The organism is Streptomyces luomodiensis (assembly GCF_031679605.1).
GTDB lineage: Bacteria > Actinomycetota > Actinomycetes > Streptomycetales > Streptomycetaceae > Streptomyces > Streptomyces luomodiensis.
Genome location: NZ_CP117522.1, coordinates 4317974 through 4336504, shown reverse-complemented (window position 1 = coordinate 4336504; position 18531 = coordinate 4317974). Strand labels below are relative to the sequence as shown.

General features: G+C 71.8%; 20 protein-coding genes. 11 read left to right on the top strand and 9 right to left on the bottom strand.

Features of this window, described 5'->3' with window-relative positions; genetic code table 11:
- Positions 1–59: 59 nt before the first annotated feature.
- On the bottom strand, positions 60–704 hold the full coding sequence (locus tag PS467_RS18215; RefSeq protein ID WP_311036174.1) for a TetR/AcrR family transcriptional regulator: 645 nt from the start codon (positions 702–704) through the stop codon (positions 60–62).
- A 76-nt stretch (positions 705–780) separates the two neighbouring features.
- On the opposite strand from PS467_RS18215, the gene PS467_RS18210 reads away from it, so the two are divergent.
- Positions 781–1821 carry an aldo/keto reductase gene (locus PS467_RS18210; RefSeq protein WP_311036173.1) on the top strand — a complete coding sequence of 347 codons (1041 nt, stop codon included), beginning with the start codon at positions 781–783 and terminating at the stop codon, positions 1819–1821.
- A gap of 91 nt (positions 1822–1912) precedes the next feature.
- Here PS467_RS18210 and PS467_RS18205 read toward each other — a convergent pair whose 3' ends face one another.
- Positions 1913–2644, bottom strand: a complete 732-nt coding sequence (locus PS467_RS18205) for a FadR/GntR family transcriptional regulator (protein ID WP_268972623.1) — start codon at positions 2642–2644, stop codon at positions 1913–1915.
- A gap of 131 nt (positions 2645–2775) precedes the next feature.
- Here PS467_RS18205 and PS467_RS18200 point away from each other — a divergent pair, with 131 nt between their 5' ends.
- From PS467_RS18200 to PS467_RS18185, 4 genes are all read left to right on the top strand, one after another.
- Positions 2776–3288 carry a gluconokinase gene (locus PS467_RS18200; RefSeq protein ID WP_311036172.1) on the top strand — a complete coding sequence of 171 codons (513 nt, stop codon included), beginning with the start codon at positions 2776–2778 and terminating at the stop codon, positions 3286–3288.
- A 20-nt stretch (positions 3289–3308) separates the two neighbouring features.
- Entirely contained in the window at positions 3309–4706 is a 1398-nt protein-coding gene (locus PS467_RS18195; protein WP_311036171.1) for a GntT/GntP/DsdX family permease, read from the top strand.
- Between the two features lie 78 nt (positions 4707–4784).
- Positions 4785–5564, top strand: a complete 780-nt coding sequence (locus tag PS467_RS18190; RefSeq protein ID WP_311036170.1) for an SDR family oxidoreductase — start codon at positions 4785–4787, stop codon at positions 5562–5564.
- A 49-nt stretch (positions 5565–5613) separates the two neighbouring features.
- Positions 5614–6642: an L-idonate 5-dehydrogenase gene (locus tag PS467_RS18185; RefSeq protein ID WP_311036169.1), complete on the top strand. Its 1029-nt coding sequence runs from the start codon at positions 5614–5616 to the stop codon at positions 6640–6642.
- A gap of 652 nt (positions 6643–7294) precedes the next feature.
- Here the strand turns inward: PS467_RS18185 and PS467_RS18180 are convergent.
- On the bottom strand, positions 7295–8851 hold the full coding sequence (locus PS467_RS18180) for an FAD-dependent oxidoreductase (RefSeq protein WP_311036168.1): 1557 nt from the start codon (positions 8849–8851) through the stop codon (positions 7295–7297).
- A gap of 67 nt (positions 8852–8918) precedes the next feature.
- Between PS467_RS18180 and PS467_RS18175 the strand changes: the two genes are divergently transcribed.
- Positions 8919–9575, top strand: coding sequence for a TetR/AcrR family transcriptional regulator C-terminal domain-containing protein (locus tag PS467_RS18175; RefSeq protein ID WP_311036167.1), 657 nt, complete (start codon positions 8919–8921; stop codon positions 9573–9575).
- Positions 9576–9759: 184 nt separating this feature from the next.
- Here the strand turns inward: PS467_RS18175 and PS467_RS18170 are convergent, their stop codons facing one another.
- Both PS467_RS18170 and PS467_RS18165 read right to left on the bottom strand, forming a co-directional pair.
- The gene (locus PS467_RS18170; RefSeq protein ID WP_311040114.1) at positions 9760–10023 is read right to left on the bottom strand and encodes a hypothetical protein; all 264 of its coding nucleotides are present in this window, start codon (positions 10021–10023) and stop codon (positions 9760–9762) included.
- A gap of 21 nt (positions 10024–10044) precedes the next feature.
- Complete coding sequence (locus tag PS467_RS18165; RefSeq protein ID WP_311036166.1) at positions 10045–10623, bottom strand: TetR/AcrR family transcriptional regulator; 579 nt, start codon at positions 10621–10623, stop codon at positions 10045–10047.
- Positions 10624–10711: 88 nt separating this feature from the next.
- On the opposite strand from PS467_RS18165, the gene PS467_RS18160 reads away from it, so the two are divergent.
- Complete coding sequence (locus PS467_RS18160) at positions 10712–11593, top strand: SDR family oxidoreductase (protein WP_311036165.1); 882 nt, start codon at positions 10712–10714, stop codon at positions 11591–11593.
- A gap of 114 nt (positions 11594–11707) precedes the next feature.
- On the opposite strand, the gene PS467_RS18155 is transcribed toward PS467_RS18160, so the two are convergent.
- Both PS467_RS18155 and PS467_RS18150 read right to left on the bottom strand, forming a co-directional pair.
- Entirely contained in the window at positions 11708–11926 is a 219-nt protein-coding gene (locus PS467_RS18155) for a transposase family protein (RefSeq protein WP_311036164.1), read from the bottom strand.
- Positions 11923–12051: a hypothetical protein gene (locus tag PS467_RS18150; protein ID WP_311039897.1), complete on the bottom strand. Its 129-nt coding sequence runs from the start codon at positions 12049–12051 to the stop codon at positions 11923–11925. Before PS467_RS18150 ends, PS467_RS18155 begins: the two co-directional genes overlap by 4 nt.
- 325 nt (positions 12052–12376) lie before the next feature.
- Here PS467_RS18150 and PS467_RS18145 point away from each other — a divergent pair, with 325 nt between their 5' ends.
- The gene (locus tag PS467_RS18145) at positions 12377–13405 is read left to right on the top strand and encodes an alpha/beta hydrolase fold domain-containing protein (protein ID WP_311036163.1); all 1029 of its coding nucleotides are present in this window, start codon (positions 12377–12379) and stop codon (positions 13403–13405) included.
- A 205-nt stretch (positions 13406–13610) separates the two neighbouring features.
- On the opposite strand, the gene PS467_RS18140 is transcribed toward PS467_RS18145, so the two are convergent.
- Positions 13611–14180 carry an MFS transporter gene (locus tag PS467_RS18140; protein WP_311036162.1) on the bottom strand — a complete coding sequence of 190 codons (570 nt, stop codon included), beginning with the start codon at positions 14178–14180 and terminating at the stop codon, positions 13611–13613.
- A 386-nt stretch (positions 14181–14566) separates the two neighbouring features.
- Positions 14567–15106, bottom strand: coding sequence for a hypothetical protein (locus PS467_RS18135; protein WP_311036161.1), 540 nt, complete (start codon positions 15104–15106; stop codon positions 14567–14569).
- Positions 15107–15239: 133 nt separating this feature from the next.
- Between PS467_RS18135 and PS467_RS18130 the strand changes: the two genes are divergently transcribed.
- The 3 genes from PS467_RS18130 (at position 15240) to PS467_RS18120 (ending at position 18485) form a co-directional block, all read left to right on the top strand.
- Positions 15240–15701: a MarR family winged helix-turn-helix transcriptional regulator gene (locus PS467_RS18130; protein WP_311036160.1), complete on the top strand. Its 462-nt coding sequence runs from the start codon at positions 15240–15242 to the stop codon at positions 15699–15701.
- Between the two features lie 215 nt (positions 15702–15916).
- Positions 15917–16779 (top strand): IS5 family transposase gene (locus PS467_RS18125; protein ID WP_311036159.1). Its coding sequence is split into 2 segments (ribosomal slippage): positions 15917–16273 and positions 16276–16779, totalling 861 coding nucleotides; the frame shifts between segments, so codons are not numbered across the junction.
- A gap of 248 nt (positions 16780–17027) precedes the next feature.
- A complete protein-coding gene (locus tag PS467_RS18120) occupies positions 17028–18485 on the top strand; it encodes a CoA transferase (protein ID WP_311036158.1) in 1458 nt (485 codons plus the stop codon).
- Positions 18486–18531 lie beyond the last annotated feature (46 nt).

The window sequence follows — 18531 nt, the reverse complement described above, 5'->3', positions numbered from 1 at the left end:
CGGACGTCTGGCCGAGCGGCGAGCCGGGGGTGGCTGCGGGGATGGGCCGAGGCCGGCGCCTAGCGCGGTGTCCCTTCCGCGCGCGGTAGCCCTGCCTGGCGCGGTATTCCTGCCTGGCGCGGTATTCCTGCCGCGCCGGAGCGGAGGCCGTCGAGCAGGAGGCGCACGATCGCGTGGGCGCTGTCCTCCCAGTCGGGTTGGTCATGGCTGGTGCAGATACCGCCCATCGCGCGGAAGACGGTCTCCGGTGTGACATCCGCGCGGATCTCCCCGGCCGTGACGGCGGCGGTCATGATCGTGGCGATGGCCTCGGTCATGTCCGTCCGGGTCTGCGCGAAGACCGGTGATCCGGTGTTCATGACCGCCTCCAGTGCGACGGCCATGCCCTGGCTGGCCGCCGAGTGCGCGACCAGCTGCCGCAGGAACGTGCGGAGCGCGTCGTACGGGGCGAGCTCGTCCAGGAGGCGGGGCACCGCGCCGCACAGCTCCTCCACCCGCTGCCGGTAGACGGCCTCGATCAGGGCCTCGCGGGTGGCGAAGTGGCGGTAGAGCGTGCCGACGCCGACCCCGGCCCGGCGGGCGATCTCCTCGATGCGGATGTCCAGCTCGCCGGCCTCGAAGGCGTCGCAGGCCGCCGCGATGAGGGCGTCGCGGTTGCGGGCGGCGTGTGCGCGCAGGGGCTTGTCCTTGCCGGTGGTGTCCACGGTGCCACCGTACCGGAATCCGATTCCGGTACGGTTACCGGAATCAGATTCCAGTTTCAGGGAAGGCGACACACTGATGCGGTACACCACCTTCGGCAGGCGTACTGGCCTGCGGGTATCCGAGTACGCGCTCGGCACCGCGAACTTCACCACCACGGATCGCGAGCGGTACCGGGCGATCTTCGACGCCTTCGCCGAGGCGGGTGGCACGTTCGTCGACAGCGCCGACCGCTACCAGGGCGGGGCGTCCGAGACGCTGCTCGGCGAGCTGCTCGCCGCCGATCGGGACCACTTCGTGCTGGCCACGAAGTACAGCGCGGGGAGAGGCGATCGCACGGGGATCAGTGCGACCGGCAACAGCCGCAAGAACATGATCCGTTCGCTGGAGGCGAGCCTGCGGCGGCTCGGCACGGACTACATCGATGTGTACTGGGCGCACATCCCCGACACGATCACGCCGGTCGAGGAGATCGTCGCGGCCTTCGACGACCTGGTCCGCGCCGGGAAGATCCTGCACGGCGGGCTGTCCAACTTCCCGGCCTGGCGGGTGGCGTCGGCGGCCACCATGGCCGAACTGCGCGGCCGGGCGCCGATCGTCGGCATACAGGTCGAGTACAGCCTGGCCGAGCGCACCGCCGACCGCGAACTCCTGCCCATGGCGGAGGCGTTCGGCCTCGGTGCCGCGCTGTACGCGCCGCTGGCGGGCGGAATGCTGACCGGCAAATACCGCACCGGTGCGGAGGGGCGGCTGAGCCGCCAGGGTGCGGGGGTACGGGTCGAGGACGGTGACCAGAAGACCGCCGTCCTGGATACCGTCCTCGCGATCGCGGCCGAGACCGGGGTCTCGGCGGCCCAGGTCTCCGTGGCCTGGCTGCGGGCGCACGCGGCTCGCGCCGCCACGGCCTACGTCCCCGTCATCGGCCCCCGCACGAGTGAGCAACTGACCGAGTATCTGGACGCGTTGGACCTCACTCTGACCGAGGCCCAGTACGCCCGCCTGGCCCAGGTCAGCGCCGTCTCCCTGGGCAATCCCCACGAGACGGCGGCCGCGGCCCGCGCGGCGAGCCTGGGAGGCGACGCCGGCCGTGTCGCCCCGCATCCGGTGCCGGTGATCTGAGCGGAGGCGGGCGCTCCGCGCTGGGGCCGCTCGGCTCGGGCTGGGTGCGGGTTCCGTCTCGTGCCGAAGGCGCGGACAAACCCGCACCCGACTACGGGGCCAGGATGTCCAGCTCGCGCAGGGCCCCCACGGTGATCTCCCTCGTATAGCGCTCCGCCGCCTCCGCGTCGCCCGCGCGGACGGCTTCGGCGACGCGGACGTGGAGGGTGACCGCCTCCGGGTCGGGGTCGCTGAACATGACCTGGTGCTGGGTGCGGCCGGTCAGGACCTCCGCGACGACATCGCCCAGGCGCGCGAACATCTCGTTGCCCGAGGCGCGCAGGATCACGTGGTGGAAGGCGATGTCGTGGATCAGGTACGCGGGCAGCTGCTGGCCGCGTGAGGTGGCGACCATGTTGAGCGCGTGCTCGGTGAGTTCGGCGCACTGCTCCGGCGTGGCGTGCTCGGCGGCCAGCGCGGCGGCGGCGGGTTCGATGGCGGAGCGGAGGGCGGTGAGGGAGCGCAGCTGGCGGGGCCGGTCGGGGCCGGCCAGGCGCCAGCGGATGACCTGGGGGTCGAAGACGTCCCACTCCTCGGTGGGGCGCACCGTCACCCCGACCCGGCGGCGGGACTCCACCAGGTGCATGGACTCCAGGACCCGCACCGCCTCCCGGACCACCGTGCGGGAGACGTCGAAGCGCCGCTCCAGTTCATCGGTGCGCAGCACGGTGCCCGGTGGGTAGTCGCCCGCCGTGATGGCGGGGCCGAGGGACTCCAGGAGCCGGTCGTGCAGCCCCCTGGCCTTGGGCCTCTGACCACGGCCCGCGGGCCCCTGTTCGTCCATGCGCTCAGCCTACGTGGCCGTTCAGCGGCAAATAAGTATGACTTTTAAGTCACAGACTCTTGAATACGTCGTATCTGTGGGGTTGAGTGTGCCCGGCGCCGAGGTCGAAGAAGACAGCGAGGTTTCACACAATGCACGCCCCCCAGGTTGTCGTGGTCATGGGAGTGTCCGGCACGGGCAAGACCACGGTCGGCCCCCTGCTGGCGGAGGAGCTCGGCGTTCCGTACGCCGAGGCGGACGACTTCCACCCGCCGGCCAACATCGAGAAGATGTCGGCCGGGATCCCGCTGGACGACGACGACCGGCGTCCCTGGCTGGATGCCATCGGTGCCTGGGCCCACGACCACGCCGAGGGGGGCGGGGTGGTCAGCTGCTCCGCGCTCAAGCGGACGTACCGCGACCGGCTGCGGTCCGCCGCGCCCGGCATCGTCTTCCTCCATCTGACCGGTGATCGCTCGTTGATCGCCGAGCGGATGAAGGAGCGCAAGGGCCACTTCTTCGCCGAGAAGATGCTCGATTCGCAGATCGCCACGCTCGAACCGCTTCAGGCGGACGAGCGCGGCGTGGCCGTCGACGTCACTCCGGAGCCAAAGATCATCACCGAGCGGGCCGCCGACGCGCTGCGGCGGCTCGAACACCAGTAACGCACGTTAGGAACCCGCCCGTGAGCAGACTCAGCGTCGAGATGCTGGCAGCGGACACCGTCGACCCGATCACGTCGGCCGGTCACGCACAGCTGGGCATAGCCGTCCTCGTCGGCATAGCCGTCCTCGTCCTCCTCATCACCAAGACCAAGCTGCACGCGTTTCTGTCGCTGACGATCGGCTCACTGGCGCTCGGCGCCGTCGCGGGGGCCCCGCTCGACAAGGTCATCACCAGCTTTTCCAACGGACTCGGCTCGACCGTCGCGGGCGTGGGCGTGCTGATCGCCCTCGGCGCGATCCTCGGCAAGCTGCTCGCCGACTCCGGAGGCGCCGACCAGATCGTCGACACGATCCTCGCCAAGGCGAGCGACCGGACGATGCCCTGGGCGATGGTGCTGATCGCGGGGATCATCGGACTGCCGATCTTCTTCGAGGTCGGCATGGTGCTGATGATCCCGGTGGTGCTGCTGGTCGCCAAGCGCGGCAACTATTCGCTGATGCGGATCGGCATCCCGGCGCTCGCGGGCCTGTCCGTCATGCACGGCCTGGTGCCGCCGCACCCCGGTCCGCTCGCCGCGATCGACGCGGTCCACGCCGACCTGGGGATCACCCTGGCGCTCGGCGTCCTCATCGCCGTGCCCACCGCCATCATCGCGGGCCCGGTCTTCTCCCGCGTCGCCGACCGCTGGGTGCGGGTCACCCCGCCGGACCGGCTGATCCCCACCCGCCCGTCGGAGGAGCTGGAGCGGCGTCCCGGGTTCGGGGCCACCGTGATCACCGTGCTGCTGCCGGTCGTGCTGATGCTCATCAAGGCGCTCGTCGACATCGTGGTGGACAACCCGGACAACCATGTCCAGCGGGTCGCCGACGTCATCGGCGCGCCCCTGATCGCGCTGCTGGCGGCGGTGATCGTGGGCATGTTCACGCTGGGCCGGGCGGCCGGCTTCACCCGGGACCGCCTCTCCTCCACCGTCGAGCACTCGCTCGCGCCGATCGCCGGAATCCTGCTGATCGTCGCCGCGGGCGGCGGCTTCAAGCAGACGCTGATCGACATCGGCGTCGGCAAGATGATCATGGACATCTCGGAGAGCTGGAACGTCTCCGCACTGCTGCTCGCCTGGCTGATCGCGGTCGCCATCCGGCTCGCCACCGGCTCGGCGACCGTGGCCACGATCTCCGCCGCCGGGCTGATGACACCGCTCGCCGCCGATATGTCCAGCACGCATGTGGCGCTGCTGGTGCTGGCCATCGGCGCCGGATCGCTCTTCTTCAGCCACGTCAACGACGCGGGGTTCTGGCTGGTCAAGGAGTACTTCGGGATGAGCGTGGGGCAGACGGTGCGGACCTGGTCCGTGATGGAGACGGTCATCTCCGTCGTCTCGCTCGGCTTCGTCCTGCTGCTGTCACTGGTGATCTAGCACCGTTCCCGAACGCGAGCAGAAGCAGAGGCAACGCGAGCAGAAGCACAGGCAGCGAGAGGCAGGGATACGCACGCCATGGCCACACATCCGCTCTTCGACATCGCGGGCCGCACCGCGCTGGTCACCGGCTCCAGCCGGGGCATCGGCCACGCCCTGGCGCGCGGTCTGCTGGAGGCCGGCTGCACGGTGGTGCTCAACGGGCGCGACCCGCACGCCCTCGAGGAGGCCGCGAAGGCAGCCGCCGAGGTCGGCGACGCCGACACGCGGGTGCACACCGCCGCGTTCGACGTCACCGACGGCCCGGCCGTGGCCGCCGGGATCGCCGAGGTCGAGGAGCGGGTGGGCCCGCTCGACATCCTGGTCAACAACGCCGGGATGCAGAACCGGGCGCCGCTGCTGGAGTTCACCGACGCCGCCTGGCAGCAGATCGTGGACACCAACCTCACCAGCGCCTTCCTGGTGGGCCGGGAGGCCGCCCGGCGGATGACCACCCGCGGCCACGGCAAGATCGTCAACATCTGCTCGTTGCAGAGCGAGGTGGTCCGCCCCGGGATCGCCCCGTACGCGGCGACCAAGGGCGCGCTGAAGATGCTCACCAAGGGCATGTGCGCGGACTGGGGCCGGTACGGCATCCAGGTCAACGGGCTCGGCCCCGGCTACATCGAGACCGAGCTGACCCGGCCGCTGGTCGAGGACGAGGAGTTCAGCGCCTGGGTGCGCGGGCGGACCCCGGCCGGCCGCTGGGGCCGCACCGAGGACCTGGTCGGCGCGCTGCTCTATCTGGCGTCCCCCGCCTCGGACTTCGTCAGCGGACAGGTGCTGTACGTCGACGGCGGCATGACGAGCGTCCTGTGAACGCGGGGGCAATCGACGAGCGGGGACAACCGACGAGGAGGCGGCGCGGATGGTGCTGGGTTGTGTGATCCACGGGCAGGGCGATCTGCGGGTCGATGAGCTCCCCGAGCCCGAGCCGGGGCCGGGTCAGGCCGTGGTCGCGGTCCGCTACGGCGGGATCTGCGGCTCGGACCTCCACTACCACCGCCACGGCGGGGTGGGTGACTTCCGGCTGCGGGAGCCCATGCTGCTGGGCCACGAGGTCGTCGGCACGGTCGTGGCCTACGGCGACGGCGGGACCGGGCCCGCGCCCGGCACCCCGGTCGCCGTCCACCCGGCCACCCCGTGCGGGGCCTGCCCCGAATGCCTCGACGGCCGCGCCAACGTCTGCCGGGACACCCGCTACCTGGGCAGCGCCGCGCGCTTCCCGCATGTGCAGGGCGGTTTCGCCTCCCGTATCGCCGTCCCGGCGGTACAGCTGCGGGCCCTGCCCGAGGGACTGGAGCCGCGCCGGGCGGCGCTCGCCGAACCGCTGTCCGTGGCGCTGCACGCGGTGCGCCGCGCAGGCGACCTCGCGGGCCGGCATGTGCTGGTCACGGGCGCCGGCCCGATCGGCTGCCTGACCGTCGCGGCGGCCCGCGCGGCGGGCGCCGCGACCATCACGGCCACCGATCTGCTGCCCCGCGCCCTGGAGTTCGCGGCGGCGGCCGGTGCGACGGCGTGCGTACGGGCCGACGACCCGGACGACCCCAACTGGCCCTCGGACGAGGCGGACATCGCGATCGAGGCATCGGGTGTGGCCGCCGGGCTCGACACCTGTCTGCGCCGGGTGCGGCGCGGCGGGGTGGTCGTCCAGCTCGGCATGCTGCCGCCGGGGCAGACCCCGTTCGCCGGAAACCTGCTGGTCGCCCGGGAGATCGACCTGCGCGGCGCGTTCCGCTTCCACGCGGAGTTCGACGACGCGCTGCGACTGCTGGCGGCCGAGCCGTCGTTCGACGCGCTGATCAGCGCGGTACGGCCGGTGCGGGAGGCGGCCGAGGCGTTCGGCCAGGCCGCCGACCGCAGCCAGTCGTGCAAGGTCCTGCTGGACTTCGCGTAGGCCCGCCGGACAGTGCCTGACGCCCCGTCGGGCCGTGCCTCACGTCCCGTCGGCCTGCGCCTGCCGTCCCGTCGGGTTTCGCTCACGATCCCGCCGGGTTCCGCCTGACGCCTTGCCGGACATCACTCAGCTGCGTCGTCCCGGTCCGCCCGCGCGCGAGGTGCCTTTGGGGCTGGACGTACGGGCGGGTGGGGGCGTGCGCGTCGTCGCCGTGTGTACGGGGTGCAGGGGAGCCGGGCCAGGGTGCGCCGGGTCGGGGGGAGGGTGCACCGGGCCTGGTCCACGGCGGACGTCGGTCAGCCGTGTCAACCCGCCTCGCCCGCGCGCGAGGTGCGGTGGTCTACGTCCTGGCGCCGGTCGTCGCGGCCAACTGCCCTTCAGGCTGAATGCACCGGCGGGCGGGGCGTGCGCGGGTCGCCGCGTGCACGGGGTGCAGGGGAGCCGGGCCAGGGCGCGCCGGGTCCGGGCCAGGGCGCGCCGGGTCCGGGGCAGGGTGCGCGGGGCCTGTCCACGGCGGTCGCCGCTCAGCCGCGCCAACCCGCCCCGCCCGCATCCGGGGTGCGCCTCGGCGGATACGGGCGGGACCGGCGCTCCCGCGATGTGCCCGCCCACGGCGGACCGTGGTGGCCGGGCGGCCGGGGACGGACAGCGCTCAGTGGGTGGGCGCGGAGCGCCTCCGCGTCCCCGTCCGTGCGGTGTCCGCCGCCCAGCAGACGTGGCCGTCCGGGCGGATGAGGAAGAGCGCGGGGCCGGGGCCGTAGCCGGTGGTCACGTGGCCGTCCGGGTCGAGGAGGTCGGGGTCCGGGCCGCCGACCCTGACGGTGCGCAGGCATCCGGCCGCGCCCAGCGCCGTGGCGAGGCCGCCGAAGTCGGCGTCCGGCGTGGGCGGTTCCGCGTCACCGAGGACCAGCAGGGTGAACTGCGGCCCGCGCAGGACGTCGAAGAGCCGGACGGGCGTCCCGTCGGGCAGGGCGCACGGCGCGTCCGGGGCCCGGTCGCCGGCTCCCACCGGGCCCGGCCGGCCGCGGTCGTCCACGGCGAGCGGCCCGTCCCGGTAGGAGAGCTCCAGCTGGTGGACCTCCTCCGCGCGCCGTCCCCCCTTGGCATCGCCCGCCCGGTGCGCCCGGTGGATGCGGGTGCTGATGCCGAGCACCCCCGCCGCGACCGGCAGCCGCTCGGCCTCGTAGCTGTCGAGCAGCGCCGGGTCCGCGCCGTACCGCAGCACCTGCCCGAGCTTCCAGCCGAGGTTGTACGCGTCCTGCACGCTGGTGTTCAGGCCCTGGCCGCCCGCCGGGGAATGGATGTGCGCGGCGTCGCCGACCAGGAACACCCGGCCCGCGCGGAAGTGGTCCGCCATCGCCGCGCGCGGGGTGAACACCGAGGCCCACCGCACCTCGCGCACATCGGAGGCGGCGAGGACGGTGCGGTCGGCGATCAGCTGCCGCACCGCATCGGGGGAGGCGTCGGGAACGGCGTCCGGGTCGTCGTACTGGGCGACGACCTGGAAGTGGTCGGTCCCGGCGAGCGGGCACAGCGCGATGCCGCCGCCCTTCGCGTGCCACCACACGTGCCAGTGGTCGCGGTCCAGGCCCCGCTCCGCGCCGTCGATCACCACGTCCGCGACCACCGACGGCGCCGGGTCGACCGTCTCGCCGGTCATGCCGATGCCGAGCGCCTTCCGGACGGTGCTGCGGCCGCCGTCGGCCGCCACGAGGTAGGCGGCGCGCGCGGTCCCGGCCGAGCCGTCGGCGTAGCCGAGGTGTGCCGTGACACCGTCCCCGTCCTGCTCCAGGCCGGTGAGCGCGGTGCCGAATTCGACGCGGCCGCCCAGCTCCGTCAGCCGCGCGTGCAGGATCTCCGCGGTCCGCCACTGCGGCAGCATCCACGCCTCGTGGTACGGCCGGTCCGGCGCGGGCTCGATCCGCTCCATCATCTCGAAGGCGCCGAGCCGCCGCTCGTCCTCCCACTTCATCATCGGCGGGTACGGACCGCCCGCGTCCCGTATCGCCTCGCCGACGCCGAGGTCGTCGAAGACCTCCCGGCTACGGGGCTGGATGCCCTTGCCGCGCGAGCCCGGGAACAGGCCCTCGCCGCGCTCGACGACCCGGGCCCGCACCCCGCGCCGGGCCAGGTCGACGGCGAGGGTGAGTCCGGCCGGACCGGCTCCGACGATCAGCACGTCCGCGTCCTTAACGTTGTTAAGTTCCATGGGGAGAGCGTGCACTTAACGGCGTTAAATTGTCAAGGAGGCTTGCGAGAGCAGGGAGAATGGCCGGATGGCGACGACGCGACTCGACCGGACCCTCGTGGTGGACACCGCCCTGCGGCTGCTGAACGACGTGGGTCTCGAGGGGCTCACCCTGCGCCGCATCGCCAAGGAGCTGAACGTCCAGGCCCCCGCCCTGTACTGGCACTTCAAGAACAAGCAGGCGCTGCTCGACGAGATGAGCACCGCCATGTTCCGGCGCATGGTCGCGTCGCATGCCGATCTCGAAGCCCTGACCTGGCAGGAGCGGCTCATCGAGGTCCAGCGCGGTCTGCGCCGGACGCTGCTCGGCTACCGCGACGGCGCGAAGGTCTACAGCGGCAGCCGGTTCACCGGAACCGACCACGCCGCGTCACAGGAGGACCATCTGCGCGCCTTCGTCGCGGCGGGCTTCACCCCGGGCGCCGCCGCCCGCGCCACGTTCATCGCGTTCAGCTTCACGCTCGGCTTCGTCATCGAGGAGCAGTCGGTCGAGCCCAGGCCGGGCGAACGGATGTCCGGTTACGAGGTCGCCGAGCGTGAGGCACGCATGGCCGCCGAGGGGTATTCGCTGGCGGCGACGGTGAGCGCGGACCTGTTCCAGGGCTACGAGGAGCGCTTCGAGGAGGGCCTGCGCGCCATCGTGGCGGGCATCGAGGCGACCTTGGCCCCGGAGGCCGCGCGGTAGGGGGATCCCTGGTACGTGATCCTGGCACCCACGCACTGAACTGGTCGGCCTGGCGCAGACAGGCACCAGGCAACCGCCCGCCGCTGCCACTACCGAAGAAGAACCACTGGAGCACGAGCGGGGCAGAGGCGGGGCGACGCAGCAGGCCGACCTCTTACGGAAATGCCACGGGGTGGTGGGCGGTTCAGATGCCGTCAGCAACTTCCAGCTCGTGAAGTCGCTCCGTGATGTCGTCGGCCCACGACTGCGCCCACCTGCGCAACTCGGCGGTTGACTCCGCGTCCAGGCCGTTGGCGGCGAATTCGGCGTCGTCGACCCAGTCGATACCGGTGAGCCGGGCGCGATCGGCTCCGAGGTTTGTCAGGACGAGCAAGGTGTCTCGGAGGCGGTCGACGGGCGCAGTGCCCATGGCGCCGACAGGGCCCGGCCGGCGCCAGTCGAGCGGCATCGACGGCATCGACGGCATCGATCAGCCCAGCGATGCGCTTGCCGCACGCAGGTCTTCCAGGGCTGCCAGTGCATGTGGCGCGAGCCCTTCTGTGTCATCACGATCGCTTTCGGACCACTGGGCGTAGCCTCGCTTGAACGCGAGGACTCCCAGCTCGCCCGCGAGGTGCGCGGTCGGCTCGGGGACGCCGCGGGCGATGAGCGCGGCTGTCATGGCGGCCGCGAGACCGACGCTCTTGAGGGCGTCGCGCTCTTGGAGTTCGGTGCTGGCTGCCACGGCTGCTTTGAGGCGCGGGCCGAGTTCGCGGTTCGCTGGCCCCATGGCGCTTGACGCGCGCTCGAGACCGGCCGCCACCGCCTGGAGCGGGCTGGCGCTCGCAGGGGCCTCGGTGATGCCGTCGGCGAGCAGCCTGCTGAGCGTCTCCTGGCCGGCGACCAGCAGCTCGCGCTTGTCGGAGAAGTGCCGGAAGAAGGTGCTCTTGGTGACGCCGGCGCGCTCGGCGATCTGCGTCACCGTGGTGGCGTCGTACCCCTGCTCGGTGAACAGGTCGACGGCCGCGACGACGAGCCGCTGGGCCGCTCCTGGTTGCCATCTAGCCATGAGAACAGGATAGGTGATGGGACTCTTGTCCCATCACCGTGTAGAGTCAGTGACGGGACAACGGTCCCATCACTTTCTGGGAGAGCTCATGCATGTCTTCGTCACCGGCGGTACCGGCACCATCGGCTCCGCCGTCGTCGCCGAACTGCTCGGCAACGGCCACACCGTTCTCGCGCTGGCTCGCTCGGACGGCTCCGCGCACACCCTTGAGAGCGCCGGCGCCAAGGTGCTGCGAGGAGACCTGGCCGACCTCGACGCCCTGCGGTCCGGCGCGGCGCAGTGCGACGGCGTGATCAGTCTGGCGTTCGGACGCGACTACGGCAGTCCGGACGCGCTCGCCCAGGCCATCGCCGAGGAGAGCGCCGCTCTCACCGCGCTGGGGCAGGAACTCATCGGAAGCGACCGCCCGATCGTCACGGTCTCCGGCACACCCTGGGTACCGGGACGCGCCTCCACCGAGGCCGATCCGCTGCCGACCGACGGACCGGTGGGCGGCCGGGGCCGTTCGGTCAACGCACTGCTGGACCTCGCCTCGCGCGGGGTGCGCAGCACGGCTGTCCGCATGCCGCGCACAGTCCACAACGAGGGCCAGGGCGGATTCGCCGGCCTGTTGACCGATCAGGCGCGCCGCACCGGGGTGGCCGGCTACCCGGGCGACGGCACCCAGCGCTGGCCGGCCGTGCACGCGCTCGACGCAGCGGTCCTGTTCCGTCTGGCCCTCGAGTCCGCACCGGCCGGGACGGCCTGGCACGCCGTCGCCGACGAGGGCGACGCGGTGCGGGACATCGCCACGGTCATCGGCCGACGACTGGGCCTGCCGGTCGAGGAGGTCCCGCAGGAGAACTTCGGCCCGTTCGGCCCGATCTTCGCCATGGACCAGCCGGCGTCCAGCACCCACACCCGCGAGGCCCTCGGGTGGCACCCGACCCACCCCAGCCTCCTCCAGGACCTGGAGAACATTCAGCCCTGACGCACACCGGTTCCAGGGGACCGTCTGTGCTCGGCTCAATGCGTTACTGGCAAAGGGCTGGAATGCCGGGACACTCAAAGTTTGTCGTGGGTGCCTATCTGCTGAGTAGATCCGTCAGCGAGTGACTTCGAGGTTCGTCAGGACGAGCAGGGCACGCAGGAGGCAGGTGGCGCGGGCAGGGGCGGTACGGAGCTTGGTGAGGATCCGCCAGTTCTTGAGGTGGGCGAAGCCGTGCTCGACCGGTGCCCGCCCGACAGCGATGACGCGGTTGGCGGTCTTCTGGCCGGAGGTGAGCTTGTGGGCGCGGCTGGCATGGAAGCCGGTGACGATCACGGGGTCGAGTCGAGTACGTCGTTGTCCAGGCTGATGAGGATGGTCGAATCGACCATCCTCATCATGGAGACCAGCGCATCGGGACCGCCCGTCTCCCAGGCCCGCCGCCACCGGCCCACCGACACGGCCGTCACCCGAAGCTCCCGCGCCACCTGCCCGGTCGAGCGCCCCGCGGTGAACAGCTAGCGGCCCGCGTCCAACGCGGCCGGGGCGCGGTAGTGGACTTCACCCGCGGTCTCGCCTTCGACCTCGGCCCGCACAGGATCCGCGTCAACACGGTCACACCTCCCTCACCAGCGACCCGGAGCGCCGGGACCACCCCGGGCCCCAGGGCCTGGTCGAGAAGTTCACCCCGCGCCGGGCCCTGCCCGGCTACTCCCTCCGACCGGTCGACGGCGGGATCTACGCCGGCAGCGGCCGGCCCGATCTGTTCTGACGAAAGGAAAGACGATGGCGGTCTCCGACTACGCACTCGACCCCGAGCTCGCCCCGATACTCGAGGCGATGATCCAGGCGGCGAACGGGCCACTGCTCGACTTCTCCGACGTGCCCGCACTGCGCGCCCGACTGCGCGCCGCCGAAACGCCGGCTGATGCGCACTCCAATGCGCAGAATCTGGCCGACCCGCGCGTGAACGTCGAAACCGTGCAGATCGCGCGCGACGACGGGTCCCTTCTCGACATCGTGCTGTTCCGTCCGTCCGATCAGCCCGACTCGTCCGATGCATCCGGTCCGTCCGGTCGGCAAGCCGAGGACCGTCCGAAGCCCGCACTGCTCTGGTTCCACGCCGGCGGCCAAGTGCTCGGAAGCGCGCACGAAGACGCGCCCTACCACGCCTCGCTCGCCCTGGCACTCGACTGCGTGCTCGCCGCCGTCGACTACCGCCTCGCCCCCGAGACCGAGGCTCCCGGCGCCGCCGAGGACGGATATCTGGCGTACACCTACCTACGCGAGCACGCCACGCATCTCGGCATCGCACCCGACCGCATCGGCCTCGCCGGCGCGAGCGGCGGCGGCGCCCCCGCGGCCGCGATCGCCCTGATGGCCCGCGACCGTCACTACCCGGCGCCGTGTCTGCTGGCCCTGAGCTACCCCATGCTCGACGACCGCAACGAGACCCAGTCGAGCCACGAGATCCTCGACCTCGGCATTGTCGACCGCGACCAGAATCTGCACGCCTGGTCCGCCGTCCTCGGCGACCGGGCCGGCGCGCCCGACCTGCACCCGTACTGCGCCCCGGCCCGCGCCACCGACCTGGCCGACCTGCCCCCCACCTTCGTCGCCGCCGCCCAGTTCGACGTCTTCCGCGACGAGAACGTCGACTTCGCCCGGAAGCTGATCGCCGCAGGCGTGCCAGTCGACCTGCACGTCTACGCCGGCGCCTTCCACGCCTGGGACCGCTTCGCCCCCAAGGCAGCGCTGACCGCCTCCTTCGAGCAGACCTGGCACACCTTCCTGCGACGCCGATTGCACGGTTAGGTCCCTGCTTCGAAGACACGGCCCAGAGCCGCAGGTACGCCCTCCCCCAGGACTTCCGCCGACGATCTGGCACAACGACCGCACTGGACAGCCTGTCTTGCGTTCACTGACCGCCTATGACCACTGGCCCCGTGGGGCCGATCACTCTGACGGTTCGTTTGGATCTCCGGGTGACCGATCGAGAGACGGCCGTGATGCGCCAGTTCTATGGCTGGTGTGCGGCTTCGGGACGCGTCGGCGGGGATGGCGGCTGTGCCAGGGTGACGGTGCAGCGCCAGAACGGTCGGACAAGCAGTGCGCCGGCGATGACGACGATCATGCAGAGCAGCGAACTGCCTGTCCACGCGACACCGAGACCGGTGGCGGAGGCCATGGCGCCGGCACGTAGGTCTCCGAGGCGCGGACCGCCGGCGACGACGACGGTGAAGACGCCTTGCAGCCGGCCACGCATGGCGTCTGGTGCGTAGGTCTGCAGAATCGTCTCGCGGTAGACCGCGCTGACGAGGTCCGCCGCTCCGGCAGCGGCCAGCAGGGCCGCGGCCGCGAGGAAGTGGTGGACAGTGCCCGCGAGGGCGATGGCCGCCGCCCAGGTGGTGACGGCGATCGCCAGCGCCCGGCCTTGGCGGCGCACGCCCTTGAACAGCGCCGAGGGCGCACGCCCGGCGGTGTCATCGCCCGCGTCATGCGATCCCGCTACCGGGCGCTCGACCTTGATCTCACCGACGTGGTGAACGTCGCCCTGGCAGACTGACGATCTACCCCTCTGAAGTCCCACCGCACTCCGGAAGACCTCGAAGGCCAGTTCGCTCCGTGTGGATGGTGCGGCGGTCCGATGCGTCAGCCTCCGACCGGGCGGCGCCGCGTCTACTGTCGTCCGTCGTGCACGACCCGCGCCTGGGAGGAGCGTCGAAGGCGTGCAAACCCGGCTGTATGAGCTCGGGGTGGATACCGCACGCACGTGGGACGTAACGCGCGTGCTGCTGCGGCCGGTCCCAGTTCTGTAGATCATGACAGCGCGCACCATGGCGACAACGGACCGCGGGAATCCTGAAGGTCACATGAGCGGTGGCCTCGCCTCGCAGTGTGGGGCATTCGGCCGCATTCCATCTGCCGCTGTTCCTGCTCCTGCTCGTGCCGCGAAGGCGGTCACCCCATGGGCGCTCAGCGTGCGAGCCGGCGGGCGATGCCCAGGGCGCCGAAGTCGATGGTGGCGCCCGCGAGGCGGGCGCGGATGAGGACGCCGGCGGTGCGGACGGTGATCATCGCCAGGACCATGAGGACGAACGCGGTGCCGTAGGTGGCGGCCGGGACGTGATGCTGCATGGAGAACGAGGCCAGGGCGTGGGTGAACCAGTGGGTGGAGCCGTAGGCGAAGCCCATGCGTAGTGCCATCGCGGCCGTCCACAGCGCGGCGTAGGGCCAGCCCGCGACGGTGACCAGGCGGGAGTCGGCCGGGTCGCGGCGGACCTCGATCAGGGCGATCGAGGCGAGACCGAAGAGCAGGCCGAGTACGAGACCGGACGTCTCGATCAGATGGGGCGTGTTTCCGGACGGTATGTCCTTGACGTACTTGAAGCCGACACCCGCGACGATCGCGACGGGCAGCAGCAGCCGTCTGGCGTCCGGGCGCTGGGTGCCGAGCTGCGTGGCGAGGATCGCGATGAACACGCCGGTGTAGAGCAGGTAGTCGCTGAGGCTCATGGTGCCTTCTCTCGTGGGGTCCGGGCTTGCCGCCCAGCTACATCTCTCAAGATGCTTCGGAAAGATGGATCTGTCAAGATGTATCTGCTCAGATGGATACTGGGAGATGTATTTTGAAGAGATGGAGATGGAGATGAGTGAGCTGTACCAACTCGGCCGCCGCCTGGCAGAGATCGCCCTCGAAGGCATGGGCGCCCACGCACTCAACCTCGCCCCCGGCGAGTTCCTGGTCCTCCAGGACCTCTTCCTGCACCCTGGCAGTGCCGTAGGCGACATCGCCAAGCGCACCGGCCTCGCTCAAAGCCGCGTCTCCACCAGCGTGCGGTCCCTGGCCGGCCGAAACTGGGTGACCACCGCCGCCGACCCCGCCGACGGCCGTAAAACCCTGGTCGACCTCACCGAGGCCATCCGCACCGCCAGCGAACAGCGCCGCGCCGCACAGGCCGACAATGCCCTGACCACCGCCCTGGCCGAGGTGGACGACAAGGAACGAGACACCCTCCTCTCCGCACTCGCCCGCCTCCATCAACTCCTCGTCGTAGACCATCCACCGCGCCGGTTCCCTGACACGGCCACACCTCCAACCGGCCGGTAGTCCCAGAGAAGTCCACGCGACGTCGCTCGGCTGAGCCCTGGGCGAGCGCCGCCGGCTCCACGTCCGCGGTCATCGAGATGGCCGTCGGCGTCGGCCGGTTTGACATCGCGGTCGCGAGCTTGACCGACAGGGCATCCCCCCACGCTCGGCACACCTTCTGACAGGAGTACTAGGGTCCGTCTTCAAAGATCATCCGGGTGGTAGATCATGGTGTCGTGGTACGTCGTCATGAACTCACTGATCAGGAGTGGGAGTTACTCGCTCCGCTGATACCCCGGGCTGCGACGGGGCGTCCTCGCGTGGAGGACCGGCAGGTCGTCAACGGGATGGTCTACAAGATCCGCACCGGGATCTCCTGGCGTGACTTGCCGGAACGCTACGGGCCGTGGAAGACCGTGTACACCCGCTTCCGCCGCTACGCCCTCGACGGAGTCTTCACACGGGCCCTGCAGCAGATCCAAGCCCACGCCGACGCGGCCGGCGACATCGACTGGCTCGTCCAGATCGACTCCACCATCGTCCGCGCCCACCAGCACGCCGCCGCCACCGGCCGAAAAGGGGGCGGCATCGGCAGGACGAACCGGACGATCACGCCCTCGGCCGATCCCGAGGCGGGCTGACGACCAAGATTCACCTCGCCTGCGACGGCAAGGGCCGCCCGCTCGCGATCCTGGTGACGCCCGGCCAACGCCACGACAGTGTCTGCGCACGCCCTCTGCTGGAACGGATCCGTGTTCCCCGCACCGGCCTGGGCCGGCCTCGGTGCAAGCCCGGCCAGGTCATCGCAGACAAGGCTTACAGCTCCCGCGGCTTCCGTGCCTACCTGCGAAGACGCGGCATCGCGCACACCATCCCCGAGAAGACCGACCAGCGACGGCACCGGCTGAGACGCGGAGGCCACGGCGGACGACCGCCAGGGTTCGACCGGGAGACCTACCGGCGGCGCAACATGATCGAGCGCTGCTTCAACCGGCTCAAGGGCTTCCGCGGGATCGCCACCAGATACGAGAAGACCGCCACTTCCTACGAAGCGGCGGTCACCCTCGCATCGTTCCTGCTCTGGGCAAGATCCGTTTGAAGACGGACCCTAGTTGTGGCGCCGGGTGTCTTGGCAGGCCGGAGCAGCCGTGGCACCCTACCGGCGACCAAGCGTCGGACAACGTTGTCCAACGCTCTCGGGCACGAGGCCCTCGGCCTCTACCGCCGGGCAGGCGCCGCGTAAGCCCGCCGCCCTCTCGCACCGGCCCCGCCCCCTCCGTCCCCGACCAGGAGGAGGGGGCGGGGCCCTCGCCGCCGCGTCAGTGCGCCGCGGCGCACAATGAGCGGATGACGAGGAGCGACACGAGCGACGCACCACCGGACGCGGCCACCACCCACGCCTGGACCGCCCTCGGCGGTGATCCGGCGCTGCTGGAGAGGGTGGCGTACCGCCCGGTGAGCGGGGCACTGTCCGCCCGGCTGCCCGTGGCGGAACTGGCCCGCGCCACCGTGGGCGTGTGCTCGCTGGCCGCCGCCGAACTGGGCGCGCGGCGCTCCGGCGGAGCGGTTCCGGCGGTACGGGTCGACGAGGGTGCCGTCGCGACGGCGTTCGTCAGCGAACGGCATCTGCGGATCGACGGCCGCAGGCCCACCAACTTCGCCCCGCTGTCCGGCTTCTGGCGCGCGGCCGACGGCTGGGTGCGCACCCACGCCAACTACCCGCACCACCGAGCCCGGCTGCTCACCGCCCTCGGCCTGTCCGCCGACAGCGGGCCGGACGACCTCGCGGCGGCGCTCGCGGCCCGCCCGGCCCGCGCGGTCCAGGAGACCGTCTACGCGGCGGGCGGACTGGCCGTTGCCGTGGCGCGGCCCGGTGAGAGCGCGATCCCGCTGGCCGGGCTGCCGTTGATCGAGTCCCGGCGGATCGGCGAGGGCGCCGCGCGCCCGCTCCCGGAGGCGCCACTGCCCACGAGCGGGCCCACGAGCGGCGTGCTGCCCGCGAGCGGGGTGCGGGTCCTCGACCTGACCCGGGTCATCGCCGGACCAGTGGCCACCCGCACCCTGGCCCTGCTGGGCGCGGACGTCCTGCGCGTGGACTCCCCACGGCTGCCCGAGGACCCCGACGCCCACGCCGACACCGGTTTCGGCAAGCGTTCCACCGCCCTCGACCTCGCCGCGCCCGAGGGCCGCCGTACCGTCGACGCGCTGCTCGCCGACGCCGATGTGGTGGTCACCGGCTACCGCCCCGGTGCGCTGGACCGCTTCGGCCTCGCCCCGGACGCCCTGCTGGAGCGCCACCCCGGGCTGATCGTCGCCCAGTTGTGCGCCTGGGGCTGGTCCGGGCCGTGGGCCGGGCGGCGCGGTTTCGACAGCCTGGTCCAGGCGGCGACCGGGATCGCCGCGATCGAGGCGGACGCCGGTGCCGGTACCGACGGCCGGCCCGGCGCGCTGCCCGCCCAGGCGCTCGACCACGGCACCGGCTATCTGCTGGCGGCGGCGGTGCTGCGAGCGCTGACCGAACGCCAGGAGACCGGCGGCGGACGCCATCTGCGGCTCTCCCTCGCGGGCACCGCGTCCTGGCTGATGCGGGGCATCGCCCCCGCCCCCCTGGGGCGCCGCGCGGACGGCCCCGCCCACGACCCGGCGCCCTGGCTGGCGGAGACCACCTCCGACCTCGGAAAGCTGCGCTACGCCCGCTCCCCGATCGGCCTCCCGACCGGTTCCCCGACCGTTTTCCCGGACGGTCCGCCGGACTGGGCCCGCCCGCCAGGCCGCCTGGGCGCCGACGAGCCGCGCTGGCTCTGACCCGGCCGCTGTCAGCGGGCTCCTTGGGAGCGGGCCCTCGCTGTTG